We start from the raw sequence: 16,912 nt of genomic DNA on the forward strand, positions 1-16,912 counted from the left end.
GTCCGTTTCCACGTCTCATCGTATACGGGATTCGAATGTGCTCAAGGCTGCGGGCTTTTATTAGATACTACCTACGATATACGATATACGATATACTGTCGTTACTCTAACAATTTTCTTGAAATGAGGTTCCGCCATGAATACGCTCCGCGCCCTCCTAGTAGCGCTGATCGCGTGCGCAGCCACCCTGCCGACACATGCCGACAAACTCGACGACATCGTCAAGTCCGGCAAGCTGCGCTGTGCCGTCGTGCTCGACTTCCCGTCCATGGGTTCGCGCGACGCCAAGAACAACCCGATCGGTTTTGACGTCGACTACTGCAGGGACGTGGCGAAGTCGCTGGGCGTCGAGCCAGTGTTCGTCGAAACGCCGTTCCCGGACCGCATTCCGGCGCTGATCTCCTGCCGCGCGGACGTGGGAGTCGCCTCGACTTCGGACACCATGGAGCGCGCCAAGACGATCGGGTTCTCGACTCCCTACTTTGTCTTCAAGACCGTGGTGCTGACGCGTACGGATGCCGGGATCACCAAATACGACAACCTCAAAGGCAAAACCGTTGATGCGGTTGCAGGCAACTACGAGACCATTGAACTGGAAAACAGCGTCAAGGCGAGGAAAGACCCGAAGGGAAAGTTCCGCGCCTTCCAGTCGCAGGCTGACGTGTTTCTAGCTCTCAGCCAGAAGCAAATCGAAGCTACGGTCACCACCTCCACCGTTGCCAGTGACATTCTCAAGTCTGGCAAATACCCGAACCTAAAGGTGACGGGAGAGGCGCCGTATGTCGACGACTTCTTCTCGCTCATCGCCTTGCGCAACGAGCAGGGCTTACTCAACTACCTGAACCTCTTTGTGAACCGCCAGGTGCGCACTGGCAGTTACACAGATCTGTACAAGCAATGGATCGGTACCGAGGCTGGTGCTGGGCCAGTTCTTGAGGTCAAGGTGTTGGGCATGTCGCGCGAAGAAGCCGAGGCCATTGCTATCAAGCAGTTAAAGCACGTCGGGCTGGGTGACAAACTCCATGTGTTTCCCAGCAAGTTGTCCGGTGGCCAGCAACAGCGCATGGCCATCGCTCGGGCCTTGGCCATGTCGCCCGAGTACATGCTGTTTGACGAAGTGACTTCCGCGCTCGACCCCCAACTGGTGGGCGAGGTGTTGCACACCATGCGGCTGCTATCGCAAGAGGGAATGACCATGATCCTGGTGACGCACGAGATGCGGTTTGCGCGGGAGGTCTCCGACCGCGTCGCGTTCTTCCGCAGCGGCGTCATGCACGAAATCGGCAGCGCAGAACAGGTCTTCACGGACCCGCGCCAGCCGGAAACGGCGGCTTTTCTCAAGTCCGTACTTTGAACACTTTGCTCCCAATACAAAAGCACCCAACCATGAACCCTAAGCACACTTCAACCCCAATGCCCTCCAGCGCCGACGTGCTGACCTGCAACTCAGCCCGAACCGCCGAACTGCTGAACTTCGCCGATCTGGTCGATGCAATCGCTAAAGCCTCTATCGAGTACGAAGCCCAAGCCATTCTGAGCCCAACGCGCATGGTGGTGCCAATCGGCGCGGATGGCGTGCTGTTGAGCATGCCGGCCACCGCATCGGACATCGCCATACACAAACTCGTGAATGTGCAACCGGGAAACGCCAAGCGAGGCCTGCCCACAATCCATGGCCTGGTCTCGGTTTGCGACACCCTGACTGGCCGCCCGCTGTGCATTCTGGACGGCCCCCAGGTCACCGGTCGGCGCACTGCGGCAGTGTCGCTTCTGGCCATCCGGGCTTTGCTGGGGCATGACCCCAAGCAGGTGCTGATCTTCGGGACTGGTGCGCAAGCCAGCTACCACATCCATGCCCTCCACGCGATGTACCCGGATTGCAAGATCTGGGTACAAGGCCTGGGCGAACAACAGGCACAGGCGTTTTGTCAACGGCATGCGACGGTGCACGCCCTGATCAGCCCCTGCGCCGGTGCCGTGCCGCAAGAAGTCGACGTCGTCATCACGCTGACGACGAGCACGGAGCCGGTCTACAACGAAATCGCGAAGCCAGGCCGACTGGTGATCGGCGTTGGCGCCTTCAAGCCCGAAATGGCCGAGATCGGGAAAACTACCTTGGACGGCAGCGCGCTGTACGCGGACGATCCTGTAGGGGCCCAACACGAGGCCGGAGACCTACTCAGGGCAGGCGTGGACTGGAGCCGCGTGAAGTCCTTGGGCAGCCTGATCAGCGAAGGACGCGGCGTTGCGGGGCCGGTCGTGTTCAAGAGCGTGGGTACCGCTGCGTGGGATCTGGCGGCGGCGCGCGTGGCGCTGAAGAACCTCGGCTTGACCGCACCATGAACGGCAGTCCCCCTGACGTCATCGTCATCGGCGCGGGCATCATCGGCATCGCCACGGCGCTGGCGCTCCAGTCCAGAGGGCAATCCGTCTGCGTGCTGGATCGCAAGGGTGTTGCCGCCGAGGCATCCCAGGGCAATGCGGGCGCTTTCGCTTTCACGGAGATCGAGCCGTTGGCGACACCCGGCATCATGCGCAAGGCACCCAAATGGCTGCTCGACACCATGGGGCCACTGGCTATTCCGCCGGCGTACGCGCTCAGGATAGCGCCCTGGATGTTGCGCTTTTGGCGAGCGAGTTGGCCAGACCGCTTTGAGGCCGCGGTGGCCGCGCAGGCGCAGATGATGTCCCTGTCCCGGTCGGCGCTGGAGTCGCTCATTGTGGCGGTCGACGGTGAGGCAATGATGCGCCGTGAAGGGCAGCTTCAGCTCTATGAAGGCGCCCGCGAATTCAATGCACACCTCCCGGCATGGGAGCTGCGCCGCCAACACGGCATTCCATTCAAGCTGCTCCAAAGCCCCGAAGAGATCGCCGACATACAGCCGGGATTGGACGCACGGTTCACCCATGGCGGCTTTACGCCGACCTGGTTGAATACCGTCGACCCCGCACGCTGGACTGCCCACCTGGCCCAGTGCCTGACCGCGCGAGGCGGCATGATCCGCATGGACGAAGTCCGGGCGTTGCGCCAGCAAGGAAACAGCGTGGTGCTGACAACGGCGAATGGCGAGTTGCGCTGCGCGCAGGTCATCGTCGCGGCTGGAGCATGGTCCCATCAACTGGCCCGCACGGTCGGCGATCACATTCCGTTGGAAGCCGAACGCGGCTACAACACGACTCTTGCCGCCGGGGCTTTCGATTTACGAACCCATGTGACCTTCTCAGGGCATGGCTTTGTTCTCTCGAAAATCGGTGACGGCATCCGCGTGGGTGGCGCGGTGGAGTTGGGTGGTCTGAAACTACCGCCCAACTACAAGCGTGCAGACACCTTGCTGCAAAAAGCCAAGCGCTTTGCGCCTGGGCTGAATACCGAAGGAGGGAGGCAATGGATGGGCTTCCGCCCCTCTTTGCCGGATAGCTTGCCGGTGATCGGCCGCTCGTTGGCAGCGGACCGGGTCATCTACGCCTTCGGCCACGGTCATTTGGGTCTGACCCAATCTGCCGGCACAGCGGAGTTGGTTGCCGCGATTGCAACCCGACGAGCGACCGCGATACCAACGGTTGCGTTTCGCCCCGACCGCTTCTGACCGCCATACACCTCTATCGCCACCGACAAGGTCTAGCTGTTCCTGACCGTCTTCGTTCACAACACGTTGCCGATCTAGACCGGCGCACAGGAAATCGTCATGCTGAAGTCATTGCTCGCCATCTCGGTTCTGACGCTTGCTGCCGCAGGCGCAGTAGCCCAAGACCTTACTGTCACAAGTTGGGGAAGAAGCTACGCCCAAGCCCAACTCAAAACTCCGACTCCAGGCACCACCAAAACCGCTCCGAGCCTCTTCGCCAGTGACAAATTCATGCAACCCGCCGCGGGCGACCGCTCTATCAAGCACTGAAGGGTTGGTATTTGGAAAATATCAACGCCTGCTCTCCATCAATCACGATACTGAGTTTCGTCTGAGAACCCACACGCAGCGATGGATGCCATAAAAATGGACAACTGTCACATTGTGGAGACCGGCTATGAGTCTTACCGGTTTCGGCACAACACCATGGCGGCCAAGACGCGCATCAAGGCCAGGGAAAGCGCCCGCAAAGACGCCAAGGCTGCACCCGCAACTGCGGAGCTAGACGAACCATTCTGAGGTCGCACCAGCAGGGAGAAATCCGCTACGTGGCTACGCCCTTCGCTCCTTTCCCCCTGTTCAATATCAAAGACAAGGAGACCAGGAAAACCAGTAACCCGCCCTGGGCCAATATTGGCTCGACAGGGCCAATGTTCAAGCGGCGCCGACACCTGTTGAACCGACACGGCCTGGTTGCTAGCATAAGCAGGAAGGGCAACTGCTGAGACAACGCGGTGATGGAGAGGTTCTTCCTGAATCTTAAAATGGAGTGCTCGCCGAACATGCATGAGGCGGGCCATGAGAAGCAGCCCGCCTGACGCACTCAACAAACCCGAGAATTGATCCAACTACCCGTTCGGCGTGTCCGAAAAAACTTGACCACGAGAAGGCGGAACGGTGCGGCCCGCAGGGACTCGAGGGGGTCTGAGTGCGCATTCCATTGATGGCGGACAGTGATTCCACGTTCATCGCGGACAGCATTCCAGCGAAGAGCGGACACCCTGCGCTGGTGTCCTGAGTGACGGTGGCAATCGTATCCCAACTGTCCGCGATGGCCGTGGAACGGCCCGCCTACGGAAGGTTTTAGACGGCCTTGGCAAGCTTCCTCATGGACTCGCCCTTCAGGGCAATCTTGTGCGAGCCGTGCACGATGCGGTCCAGGATGGCATCGGCCAGGGTCGGTTCATCCAGCCATGCATGCCAGGCCGTCACCGGCAGCTGGCTGGTGATGAGCGTGGCACGACTGCCGACCCGGTCATCCAACAACTCCAGCAAATCATTGCGCTCGTGCGCTGCAATGGGGGCGATGGCGAAGTCACCCAATATCAACAGGTCCAGCTTGGCTAACTGAGCCAGTCTCCGCGCAAAGCTGCCGTCGCCATGCGCCACATGCAACTCCTCCAGCAAACGTGGCGCTCGGGCGTAGAGCACGGAGAAACCCAGTCTGGCGGCTTGTTGGCCCAGGGCACAGGCCAGCCAGGTCTTGCCGCAACCGGTGGCCCCGGTCAGCAGCACGTTGTGACCCTGGCGCAACCAGTCACCGTTGGCCAGGGCGCCAATGACTTCGCGGCTGAGTCCGCGGTTGCTTCGCCAGTCGATGTCCTCCAGACAGGCGGAGGAAACCTTTAGCCGAGCAGCCTTCAACAGGCGCTCCAGACGTTTGCTGTCGCGCCAATCCACCTCACGCTGGACCAGCAGTGCCAGGCGTTGTTCAAAGGACAGTTCAGCGGCAGCGATTTGGTTTGTCGGGTCTGCCAAGGCGGCCGCCATGCCGTCCAGGCGCAGGGCGCGTAGTTGTTGCAGGGTGTGTTCGTTGAGCATGCTTGTTCCTTGTGTGTCCGGTGCGGTCAGTGGTAGTAGTCCGGGCCACGCACGTTCTCGTGCAGCGGCAGGCTGGCTTGGGTAGGGATGGGCGTGTCGATGCAGCGCTGGTCGAGGCCGCAACTGAGGATGGAGGCAATGCTCTTGTAGTGCGGGGCCCGAATCGACTGTGCACGGGCGCAAGCGGCTTCCAATCGGTCGTGACCGTACTCACGGCCCAGACGCATGAGTCCCAGGCAGGAGCGGTAACCCTGCTCGGGGTGGGCGCGGTGCTCCATCTGCCAACGCACTACGGCGGCTGTGGCGGCCCCTATGCGCTCGGCCCAGGTAACGAGCTTGGCCAGTGTCCACTGCAGGTGCGCCCGGTGGGACGCAGGCATGTGTTCTGGCGTGGTGCTGTGCGCACCCCGGCGTGGGTTCAAGGCGTGGGCGGCAACACGGGTCTGGCCATGCACCGCCTCGACCGTGGTGGCGGTGATGCGCAACTCCACCATCTCGCCTACTAGGCGGTGGGGCACCGAGTAGTAATGGCCGTCGAGCTCGACGTGGTAATCAATGTTGACCCGCGCGGGCTTAAAACGGGCAATGGCCATGCGCGTGGCAGGCAAGGGTTTGAGGGCGGGCTGGTCCAGGCTGGCGAAGGCACTTGCGCGGCAACCCGGCAGCTTCTTGAACGGGCGCTGGTTCAAGTCCTGCAACAGGGCCGCAATCGCTTTGTTCAACGCGCCCAGGCTGAAGAAGCGCTGGTGGCGCAGGCGCGCCAGAATCCAGCGTTCCACCACCTGCACCGCCACTTCCACCTTGGGCTTGTCGCGGGGCTTGGCCGGGCGTGCTGGCAACACGGCTAGGCTGTAGTGCTGCGAGAGCTCTTCAAGCAAGCGGTGGCTGGTAGGCTCATACCGGTCCGGGCGGGCCATGAGCGCACGCGGTTGGTCGGGCACCAGCAGGCGCGGCACACCGTCGATGAATTCCAGGGTGGCAATGATGCTGGCCACCCAGTCGGCAGCCTTCTGGGTGGGCGTGGCGCAGGCATAGGTGAAGTTGGATGCCCCCAGCACGGCCACGAACACCTGGGCCTGGGCAATCTCGCCGGTGCTGGCGTCCACTACCGGCACCGTCTGACCGGCGTAGTCCACGAAGAGTTTGTCACCTGCTTCGTGGGTCTGGCGCATGGAGCGCTTGAGGCGCTTGGCCCATTGCTGGTACTTCTCGCAGAAGGCGCTGTATTTGTAGGCCGCTCCCTGGTGCTGTTGCTGGTACTCCTCCCAAAGCAACTGCAGGGTGACACCGGCTCGCTTGAGTTCGCTGTGCAGGTGGGCGTAATCGGGCTCCAGGTGGCGGGACTGGCGCGCCACTGGGGGCCGGTACAGCCGGGCTTGGAGTTCCTCGTCGCTCAAATGCTGGGCCTGTGCCCAGTCCAGCCCGGCGGCACGGGTGTAGCTGGCTATCTCGCTGACCGAGGATTTGGAAATGCCCAGTGCGGCGCCAATCTGGCGTTGGCTGAGGTTGCCGCTGTGCAGCAGCTGCAATGTATGTCTTATCTTGCTCATGATGACCCTTGGTGTGGGCATAGCTGGGTTCCGGTCAAAAAACCGGGCAGCCTACGCCTCGTTTGGGTCACTCAGGACACTGCTGGGGTGTCCGCCTTCAAAATGGAATGCCGTCCGCCATCACCGTGGAACGGTGTCCGTGATGACGCTGGAACGCTGCCCGCCATCAGCATGGAATCGTGCCCGCCATCGCGTGGAATACGCAGTCTGAGACAGTGGAATGGCTGTGGGTCATGGATGGGGCCCGGTCAGCGCGTCGGCCGGCTACGCAATCAATTCGAATTCGGCTTCTAGGCCGGAGTCGGCGCTGGGCGCGATCCACAGCCTGAAGCGGCCCGGCTCGACCACGCGGCGGCAACGCAGGTCGTGAAACGCCAGCTCGTCGCTGTGCAGTTCGAAGTGCACGCGGCAGCTCTCGCCGACCTCCAGACTCACGCGCCGGAAGTTCTTCAGCTCGCGCACCGGCCGCGTCACCGACCCTACGAGATCGCGCACATAGAGCTGGACCACTTCGGTGCCGGCGCGCCCGCCGGTGTTGCGCAAAGCCACCGACGCCTTCAGGCTGCCGCCCGCCACAAGCTGGCCGGCCGACAACTGAAGGTCCGTGTACTCGAAATGCGTGTATCCCAGGCCGAAGCCGAACGGAAACAGCGGCCGGTGGTCCTCGTCCAGATAGGCCGAGAAGAATCCGCTGGGGTCCAGCGGCGTGCCGGATGGGATCGACGCCGCGTGCGGGTCCGGTGGCCTACCGGTGTTCTTGTGGTTGTAGTACAGCGGAATCTGCCCGACACTGCACGGCAGGCTCACGGGCATGCGGCCGCGGGGTGGCAAGCCAGACAGCCCGCGTCGCTGGCCCGGTAAGCTGCATGCAGGCAGTCAGTTTTCGTACATGGACGCCCCCCGAATTTGCCAGGCTTTCAATTCATAACGGCTCAAAGGTAAAGATTGCACCCGTACATTCGGACTTTGAATGCGACTTGCGCCGCGGTCCCTGATGGGATTCGCTGATTGACGCCTCTATCGGTCGGGCGCACTTTGTGTGCTTCGAAAACTGCGGGCTTTGCCAACCACAGTCTGACCTGTTTTGCCATCACTTCATGATCGCCTGAGTGGTTGATCAACGCTTCCACTTTGGCACATCGATGCTGTTTCGGGTGGGGGCGTCCATCCCATTGGTCGGCGGTAACAGCTATAGCCGCACAATGGATCACGCGAGGCTGGAAAAATTTCGGCTGCTCGCATTGCGCCGTGTCAGGGAAGGCGACCCACCCTCCGAAGTGGTGAAGTCGCAGGGCATGAATCGCACGTCGATCTACCGCTATACACCGGACCTCAACCCGGACGAGCTAGTGTGGAGTCACATCAAAGGCACAGGGGTGGCTAGCAACCCGCTGCGCGCCGGAGTGAAACTCGAAATCCGTGTCGACCAGCAACTGCGCAACATGCAAAAGAATCGTGGACCGGTTCGATCACTCCAAACACCGTCTGACGTCCATATTTCGGACTGCTGAGCAACTTAACAGTACCCCTCAGGGATGTCGATAAATAAGCGCGGTTTCATCCTCGAAGTCACCCATTTCCTGCAGCCGCCGAACCTCGGTCCACCCGAGACCGGCTGCGGCAATGCGCGACAATTCTTCTGCGCGGTTGCGGCCCAAATCAGTGCTCAGACCATCCGACAGGCGACGCCGTATTAGATCGGAAAGCCTCACGACATGCTCGGTGGCGGCCATTTGGCCAATCCCCTCGGAACTCGCGATGCCAGACGGCGCATCGACCATGCCGCGCGGCGGTTCTCCCCGTTTTCCAAGCCTGCGTTCTACCGCATTGGCAGCCAGTCGTCCGGCCTGGCGATGCAGCATGATCGTTGATCCGGTCATTGCCACAAGACCGGGCGCGTCAGGATTTTCAACGGCGCGCACCGCATTTTTCGATGTTTTTCCGTCAAGCGTGGACGTGGGGCGCACGCCGCACCAACAATGCAAGACACTTTTGCGCGTCAACTTAAGCCCCGGAAACAGGCGGTTTGCTTCGGACAGGATGTAGTCGATCTCGTGGTCAAGAACGCGGATGTCATCGGGGTTTTCAGTAACGACCGTCTCGGTAGGGCCGATGAAATGGTTTTCGCCCCAAGGAAACACATAGTAGGGCTCGCCTTTGCTTGAAAACACCTCAAGCCCTTCGCCCCTGTAGGTGTCGGGCAAGCGCACCATGACATTGACACCCTTGACGCCAACAATGCGCTTGGCGCTGTTCCCGCCTGCGCCAGACAGTCGGTCGATCCACGGGCCGGTGGCGTTGATCACCATGTCGCAAGTAACGCGTGCTTGCCCTTCGGCCTCGGGCGCACGTTCGTCAAGCGTCACAGCCCAGCCATCGCCACAGCGGCTGATGTCCGACACCGCGGTATAGGTGCGCACCATGGCCCCCCGCCTTTCGGCGTCAAGGGCGGTATCGACGCAGATCCGTTCCGGCCAAGCGTACATGTATTCCTCGAAAATCCCGACCCCGCGCAGCGGCCTGCCAAGACCAGCCGCAAGCCCGCTTTCCGCTGCGGCCTGATCGGCCGAGACCCGTTTGTAGGACAGTGGCACTTTCCATCCGCCCAAGGCCTCGACCAGGCGGAACCCGATATCAACAAGCCATGGCGGGTATTGGTCGCCCTTGCGAAAGGGATAGTAAAACCTGTGCTTGGTCAAATGCCCGGGCATTTCCCGGACAAGTTCCGCACGGCAGCGCATGACCGCCCGCGTGTAAAGCAGTCGCTGCACCATATCCAACGGATGCAAGACCATCTGCCACAGCGGATAGCGCACCGCGAGATAGCCAAGCCCGGAATAAAGCATCCGACTGGATCGTGACGAGGTGCCCGCGCCGATATCGCCGCGATCCACCAACAAGGTCCGATAACCCCGCCCTGCCAGCTCACGCGACGCCGCGCAGCCCACGGCCCCCGCCCCAATCACCACGACATCCCAACGGCTTTCGTGTAGTTGCTCAAGTGGAGAACGCGTCATTCTTGGGTACCTTTTGGTTCAGCAACGGTCATCATTAGGGCACTGTCTTCCTGCAGCTGCAACGAGATACAGCCGATCGGGGTCAGATATACGGTTCGCGTCCGAACATCTGTCTTGTCGGTGGGGAACCCTAAGCGCAGGGACATTACGCGGATCGCGGCAAGGCGGTGATACTCATCGCCACATAATTGAGCCCTCAATGTGTCAACCCTTGACATGGGTGACTACCTGGTCAATCTTTTCCAGAACGTCACTCGGTACATTCAAAGCCTCGACGTTCACATGACTCCCGGGAATGATTACATTCATGGAAGATAGTCGGTCAATCTGCCTACCCAGCCTTTCAGAAAAATCTGTCGCAAGAAAATCGGGATTGATTACGATGACGGTCATTCCAACACCAGGAGAACGATCTCCTTTCGAAAATGAGGGCGCATCAATAGACCAGTTCGAACCGGTCAGGCCGGCGGAAAGAATTTCAATCATCAGGGCAACGTTCGCACCTCGGAAGCCGCCAAAAGGCAGAAGTACGCCGTCCAAAGCCTCCCGGGCATCGGTGGTTGGAGCGCCATCTGAATTGATCGCCCAACCTTCCGGAATGGACTTGTTGTCATCTGCCGCCTTTCGGACATTGACAAACGCTGTAGCGCTGGATGCCTGATCGATAACCAGTGGCTTCCCGTCACCTACCGGGGCGCCAAATGACAGTGGATTTGTTCCGTAAACGGCTCTTTTACTCTCAATGGTAGCAACCAATGCGGGAGCATTGCAAAATGCCAAAGCCACCAAGCCAACCTCCGCCAATCTGCGCGTGTAATAGCCCAGCTCTCCCACAGTAAAACAATTCGATTGAGTGAAGATGACCACACCCACTTCACTCGCCACATCAACAATGCCATTAAAGGCGCGATCAAATCCGAGCTGAGCAATGCCAAACCTGGCATCAACGCAAATCATTCCCGGGGCAGGAGTGGATATTGACGGCTCCGCATTTTTAGAAATACGCCCTTTCATGAATCCATCGAGATAGTCGACCAAATGAGAAAAACCAACGGCACCATTGCCAGCCCATTCGGCAGAAATAATCGCATCTGAAAGAGAGTCTGCAATGGCAACACTTGCCCCCACAGCAAGAATGGCATTGCGCGCGAGCTCCCTCGCTGCGGGGGTTTCATACTTCATTGAGTCACCTCACCTTTCATGCAGGAGTCAACTGTCACGCCCAGATATCACCCACGGTGAAGCCGTTTACAAATGGATCTGTCGGGTCAAGCACATAGGTGTTGTATCCGTAAATCCAAGATTGGCCGCCAATGGTGGGAACAACGCCGTTGTGTTGGCCGACTTGCATCTCCTCCACCAGATGTCCGGTATAAACAATACCCAACATACCTTCATGTCGAAAAGGTTGATTGAGGTTTAGCTGCCCTTTGGCGTGCAAAGTGGCCATTTTGGCGCATGTGCCTGTTCCGCACGGACACCGATCCAGTGCACCGGTCCATGTTGCAGGCTTGTCAAAATCAATTACACCGCTCGCAACCGTGACCGTATTCTTCCAGTCCGCATTCGGATTGGACGTGGGCCCAGAAAGCTGGGCTATCGTAATACCATACCCAGGGTAGTGTGGGTGCTCGACTGGCAGTTGATCTTGCGCAGCCTTAAGTATGAGCGCTGAGACGCGAGCAATTTCTCTCCCATGTTCGGGGATGAGTTCAAGCCCTTTGAATTGCCTAACGTCCGCAATGACGTAGAACATCCCTCCCCAGCCGACATCAACGGTTATTTTTCCCAAATGAGGTACTTCAATCACCGTATCCAAGTAGGCAGCAAATGCCGGAACGTTTTTAAAAGTGACCTGCGTAACTTTGCCATTGCTGCACTCTGCCTTGATGCCGATAAGCCCCGCCGGCGCTTCAAGCTGAAACTCTGTAACTGGCTCATGCATTGGAATCATGCCAGTTTCAAGCAGCACAGTGGCTACGGAAATGGTGTTCCCACCGCTCATCACCGGGTATTCAGTTTGTTCCATGATGATGTAGCCTGCGGCTGCATCCGGATGCTTAGCCGGCACGATAAGGTTACAACACAGCGGAGGATAACCTCGGGGCTCTCTCAGCATCAGAAGTCGGATCTGATCGTCATTCTTTTCGAGCCATTTCATTTGCTCGTATACGGTATTTCCAGGAATATGGGGAACGCCACCTGTTATCACACGCATGGGCTCGCCCGCATGTGTTTCGACCGCATGGAAGATACGCTTGAAGCTCATGGGGTTGTATGTTGTTTGGTTTTAAACATTTCCGCGCCAACACAGCTGGCGACAGATTTCCAACTATCTGAAAGAGGCATGGGTTGCCTTCTACTGAAAGTCTCCGGAAGGTGTTTGCCTCATCAACTGCGTGTTGTCGCCACTGGCGCTCGCATTGACGGTGACCTGGCGCTCGCTGACCAAGTTCCACCACGGACACGGCAGTCCCGCCGGAACACCCATCACAGCGGGGTGGTTCGAACCGGCACTCAACAAAACTGCGCGCTTGACGTCCGCGTACGGCAAGCCGGAAGCTTCGGTCATGACCGCGACCACACGGGCCTGGGAGTTTGACAACTTGTGCAGTTCCGACAAGTTTGCAAGACGGCACAAATCCGGCCCAAGCGCTTCTTGAACCTTCTCTGCTTCGGCAGACGGAGGCAGAACGACCGAATTGCCACATGCAATCGCAGTCATTGCCTGCAGCCACTGTGCATCGGTACCCGGCCCGTGGCAGTACACCGGTCCAATCGGGGTGAATACCAGAGTGTTCTCTTCACCCATCAAGGCCGGCATCTCCTTGGAGCCCAAGGAACGCACAACAGTAACCAAGGTGTCACGCGCCTCGTTTGCCTTGGCACGGATGGAAGCAGGCGCGTTGGACGCCAATGCGTTCAACCGGCCCACGCATTTCTCCATGGCAGCACCTTCGTACTTCCGACGGTCCATAAGGAGTCCGTCGATGCACACAGGGTAGTTGAGGTATTGCCGCAGTTCTTTGGCTCTCAGTTCGGTGAATGGTCCAGCATGCAAAGTCATCGAAGCGCCCCTCGGTTTGCAGAGCTGCTGAAGGAAAAACGGCCCAATGGAGCTCACACCACTGTCGATCGGGCCGGAGCCGTCCAGCTGCATACCCACGCGAAGACTATGAACCGTTCGATTGACAAAGATGTTCGGTACCCTTGACACCGACAGCACCTCACCGGCAGTTTCGTAGATCCGGGTATGAAGACCCAGATAGGCGGGCGCGACGACGGTATCAATGCGTTGTAACAAGCCTGCCAGATGGTTGGCTTGCCAGCGAACGATGTGAAGCACAGGCCCCTGGAGGTCGGGGTTTATCTGGTCGAGCGCCTTGATATCGGACAGCTCAACAATCGCTGGTTTGACCAAGCGACCGCCACTGCCGAGCCGCCCCAAACGCGCAACCTTGTGCCCATTCCTGGACAGCTCTTCAAGGTAAGCCTCAAATGCTTTGACATCTGTCTTTGCCGACACCGGACCAATGTCGGTCGAGGGGTCTGAGGCGCTGTTGACGCTACGCTCATTGAGCATGGCCTGCAGCATGTTCACCATCTTGTCTGCCACTACGTCTTGCAGGCACAGCAGTTTGAGTGAGTTGACCCGTGCGCCAGCGCCATCAAAGGCACCCAAGACCGCGTCGAAAATGACCTGCTCCGAGAGAGCGGAACTGTCGACCAACATGGCGGCAAACCCGGCGCTTCGTGCGAACACAGGCCGCTCAGGTTGAGCGCGGCCGGCATTCTTTGTCACTTCTGCTGTGACCTCACGGGACGCACCAATCACCACCGCAGCAGTCTTCTCATGCGACACGATGGCGGCGCCAACGGTTGCGCCGGGCCCTGCGACCACTTGCATGGCGGCTTCGGGAACCCCGCACTCGGTAAGAAGTTGCTTCAATGCCAAACCGACCGCTTCAGTTCCCGAGGCCGACTTGAGCACCACTGGGTTGCCTACGGCCAATGCAGCGCTGCACTGCGTCATGGACCATGCCAGCGGAGACGTTGCCGGAGCGATGACCGTGACGGCACCCATGGGCACAGCACCATCGAGTTCGGGGCACGCGGCGACCCGCGCCGCATTGAACCGGCACACGTCTGCCGCCCACCGAATTTCTTCCGCGACATCGGCGGTCGTCAATGTCTGGAGGTCGGTCAACACGCGCACCAAGCCCGCGCTTCCTTTTTCAAGCCTCCTGGCAACCTCCAGCAGGGCGTTGGCCCTATCGGAAATCGAACGCTCTGCCCAAGCAGCAAGACCCGCCTCGGACGCCCGGTCAACAGCCCCTTTGGCCAGCGCAACCAAGTCGTCATTTGGCAAAGTGGCGCCACCGACCACGCTGTTCGAATGCGACACATCAGGCGTTTTCACGATGCTGGCGCCAGCAGTCGGCGCACCCGAACGCCAGGCCAGGAGGTACCAGGGCAAAGGAATTGCCGGGTTCGACGAACCATCGGTCTTGGCGGCCTCCTGGACGGGGTCTGCAACGATTTCATCGATTGAAATCGACGAATCAACGACCTGATTCACGAACGAAGTGTTCGCTCCATTCTCAATGAGTCGACGGACCAGGTACGCGAGCAACGTGGCGTGCGGGCCGACAGGCGCATAGACCCTGCACGCTTTGTTGAGGTTCGACGGTCCCACGATTTGGTCGTAAACAGTCTCGCCCATACCGTGCAGACATTGGAATTCGTACTCCTTGCCTTGTCCAAGTGTGTGGACAGCAGCAATCGAAAATGCGTTGTGGGTCGCGAACTGAGGAAAGATGGCGTCCTGCGCACTCAGCAGCGCCTTGGCGCAGGCCAAATAGCTGACATCCGAGTGGACCTTCCGGGTGAACACGGGATAGCTGGCCATCCCCAAGGATTGGCAGCGCTTGACCTCGGTGTCCCAGTAGGCACCTTTGACCAAACGCACCAAGATGCGTCGGTTCGTTGCGCGGGCGAGCCCAATGACGTAGTCAACCACCGCTCGGCCGCGTTTTTGGTAGGCCTGCAATGAAATGCCAAGCCCGTCCCAGCCGACCAGCTCGGGTTCGTGCGAGAGACGCTCAAGCATCTCCAGCGTCAGCGGAAAACGAGCCACCTCTTCCTGGTCGAGGTGGAAGCCGATGTTCCATTTTTTTGCCGCTCGCGCCAGTTGAAGCAAACGCGGGTACATCTCGGCAATCACACGCGCATGCTGAGTCACTTCATAGCGAGGGTGCAGCCCCGTGAGCTTGACCGAGACACCTGGACCCTCAATGGGTCCCAGCCGACCGGCGGTCTTGCCAACCATCTCGATGGTATGCGCGTATGCCTTGAAATAAGCGTCGGCATCATCGGGTGTGAGCGCCGTTTCTCCCAACATGTCGTAGGAATAACGGTAGCCTACCTTCTCACGAGGGCGAGCTTCCGTGATCGCCTCCTCAATCGTCTGTCCCGTCACGAACTGTTTGCCCAGCAGTCCCATGGCAAACGAGACGCCTGCGCGAACGGCGCCTTCACCACTGCGGCGGAGCACGGCCGACAGCGCGTTGGCAAGGGACTTTTCATCGGGTTGTTTGAGCAGCTTCCCGGTGATTGCCAGCCCCCATGCCGTTGCATTCACGAACAGTGACGAAGACTGTCCAACGTGCCTTTGCCAGTCCTGCCCAACCACCTTGTCTCGAATCAGCTTGTTTCGCGTTTCCGTATCGGGAACACGAAGCATGGCTTCTGCCAGGCACATCAGCGCGATGCCTTCCTGACTGTCCAGCGAAAATTCCTGCGTGAGCAAGTCGATGCTACCGGCATCCAGGCGAGCCTTGCGGACGCCCAGGGCGAATCTGGAGGCCAGTTCCTGGGTTGTCTTAAGCTGATTTGCGTCAAGTTTGGCCTCGTGCATCAAGCGATGCATGGCGTCCTGCTCGGACATTGCATCGAACTCATCGATGCGCACACGAAGGTCGGCCAATTGGGCCGCAGGAACAACAGCGCCCATTGCGTAGGTTTCAGACAACACTATCAACTCCGAACAATTTGTGTGAAATACATCAAGCCTGGATACCGCGAAGACGCTCAGAACGTCGACGCAGAGCTTCCAAAGTAATCAGCAACAGGGTGGAGGTCACGACAAGCGTGGTCGCCACCGCGAGGATAGTTGGACTCAGTTGTTCGCGGACACCCGACCACATCTCGCGCGGCACAGTTCGCTCATCCGAGCCCGTCAGAAACAGCGCAACGACAACCTCGTCGAACGAAGTAGCAAACGCAAACAGCGCACCGGAGACAACTCCAGGAGCGATGAGCGGCAACTTGATGGCCATGAACACCTTCAGAGGTGAGGCGCCAAGGCTGCGCCCCGCCCGGGTGAGGTTCTCATTGAATCCCGCCAGTGTGGCCGACACCGTCACAACGATAAAGGGCACGCCCAACGCGGCGTGAGCTAGCGTCAACCCGAGAAGGCTGTTGACCAACCCGAACGGGCTGAAGGCGAAGTAAACGCCGACCGCTGTGATGATGGAAGGAACAATCATTGGCGACAGCACCAGCCCACGAATGAAGGTCCCACCTTTCAGGCGAGGGTGCATCAGACCAAGAGAAGCCAGGATTCCCAGCACCGTGGCAACCAGTGTGGAACCGACGCCGACAATCAACGTGTTCTTGAAGGCCAACTGCCACTCGGGACGCTCAAGAAAGTTCTGGTACCAGCGCAGGCTGTACCCGGGCATCGGGTAGGTGAAGTAGGGCTCACTGTTGAACGAGAGCGGGATGATGACCAGGATGGGCAGAATCAGAAACAGGAGAACCAGCATCGAGAACACCAGATGCGTGATCCGACCGGCAGCGCCCCAAAAAGTCACATAGGCAGGAAATTTCGTCATTT

General features: G+C 59.3%; 11 protein-coding genes and 2 pseudogenes. 5 read left to right on the forward strand and 8 right to left on the reverse strand.

The genetic code is table 11. The features are described from left to right. Nucleotides 1-136 precede the first annotated feature (136 nt). From AC097O_RS00935 to AC097O_RS00950, 4 genes and pseudogenes are all read left to right on the forward strand, one after another. Nucleotides 137-895, forward strand: a pseudogene (locus AC097O_RS00935) (transporter substrate-binding domain-containing protein); the annotation flags it as partial. 42 nt (nucleotides 896-937) lie between these two features. Next, nucleotides 938-1,354, forward strand: a pseudogene (locus AC097O_RS00940) (amino acid ABC transporter ATP-binding protein); the annotation flags it as partial. Nucleotides 1,355-1,386: 32 nt separating this feature from the next. Further along, nucleotides 1,387-2,343: a bifunctional Delta(1)-pyrroline-2-carboxylate/Delta(1)-piperideine-2-carboxylate reductase gene (gene lhpI / locus AC097O_RS00945; RefSeq protein ID WP_479590932.1), complete on the forward strand. Its 957-nt coding sequence runs from the start codon at nucleotides 1,387-1,389 to the stop codon at nucleotides 2,341-2,343. Beyond that, complete coding sequence (locus AC097O_RS00950; protein WP_479590934.1) at nucleotides 2,340-3,587, forward strand: NAD(P)/FAD-dependent oxidoreductase; 1,248 nt, start codon at nucleotides 2,340-2,342, stop codon at nucleotides 3,585-3,587. The genes lhpI and AC097O_RS00950 overlap by 4 nt, the downstream gene beginning before the upstream one ends. Before the next feature lie 1,122 nt (nucleotides 3,588-4,709). On the opposite strand, the gene istB is transcribed toward AC097O_RS00950, so the two are convergent. From istB to AC097O_RS00965, 3 genes are all read right to left on the reverse strand, one after another. After that, nucleotides 4,710-5,447 carry an IS21-like element helper ATPase IstB gene (gene istB, locus AC097O_RS00955; protein WP_479590936.1) on the reverse strand — a complete coding sequence of 246 codons (738 nt, stop codon included), beginning with the start codon at nucleotides 5,445-5,447 and terminating at the stop codon, nucleotides 4,710-4,712. A gap of 26 nt (nucleotides 5,448-5,473) precedes the next feature. Further along, entirely contained in the window at nucleotides 5,474-7,018 is a 1,545-nt protein-coding gene (gene istA, locus AC097O_RS00960; RefSeq protein WP_479590938.1) for an IS21 family transposase, read from the reverse strand. A 243-nt stretch (nucleotides 7,019-7,261) separates the two neighbouring features. Continuing rightward, a complete protein-coding gene (locus AC097O_RS00965) occupies nucleotides 7,262-7,810 on the reverse strand; it encodes a fibronectin type III-like domain-contianing protein (protein ID WP_479590940.1) in 549 nt (182 codons plus the stop codon). A 296-nt stretch (nucleotides 7,811-8,106) separates the two neighbouring features. Here AC097O_RS00965 and AC097O_RS00970 point away from each other — a divergent pair, with 296 nt between their 5' ends. After that, a complete protein-coding gene (locus tag AC097O_RS00970) occupies nucleotides 8,107-8,508 on the forward strand; it encodes a hypothetical protein (RefSeq protein ID WP_479590942.1) in 402 nt (133 codons plus the stop codon). 18 nt (nucleotides 8,509-8,526) lie between these two features. Here AC097O_RS00970 and AC097O_RS00975 read toward each other — a convergent pair whose 3' ends face one another. From AC097O_RS00975 to AC097O_RS00995, 5 genes are all read right to left on the reverse strand, one after another. Further along, nucleotides 8,527-10,014 carry an FAD-dependent oxidoreductase gene (locus AC097O_RS00975; protein ID WP_479590944.1) on the reverse strand — a complete coding sequence of 496 codons (1,488 nt, stop codon included), beginning with the start codon at nucleotides 10,012-10,014 and terminating at the stop codon, nucleotides 8,527-8,529. 204 nt (nucleotides 10,015-10,218) lie between these two features. Next, nucleotides 10,219-11,196: an Ldh family oxidoreductase gene (locus AC097O_RS00980; RefSeq protein WP_479590946.1), complete on the reverse strand. Its 978-nt coding sequence runs from the start codon at nucleotides 11,194-11,196 to the stop codon at nucleotides 10,219-10,221. A 34-nt stretch (nucleotides 11,197-11,230) separates the two neighbouring features. Beyond that, a complete protein-coding gene (locus AC097O_RS00985) occupies nucleotides 11,231-12,283 on the reverse strand; it encodes a proline racemase family protein (RefSeq protein WP_479590948.1) in 1,053 nt (350 codons plus the stop codon). A gap of 90 nt (nucleotides 12,284-12,373) precedes the next feature. Continuing rightward, a complete protein-coding gene (locus AC097O_RS00990; protein ID WP_479590950.1) occupies nucleotides 12,374-16,045 on the reverse strand; it encodes a proline dehydrogenase family protein in 3,672 nt (1,223 codons plus the stop codon). 34 nt (nucleotides 16,046-16,079) lie between these two features. Further along, complete coding sequence (locus AC097O_RS00995) at nucleotides 16,080-16,910, reverse strand: ABC transporter permease (RefSeq protein WP_479590952.1); 831 nt, start codon at nucleotides 16,908-16,910, stop codon at nucleotides 16,080-16,082. Nucleotides 16,911-16,912: the final 2 nt, after the last annotated feature.

It is taken from the genome of Rhodoferax sp. LS1P39 (assembly GCF_056521425.1).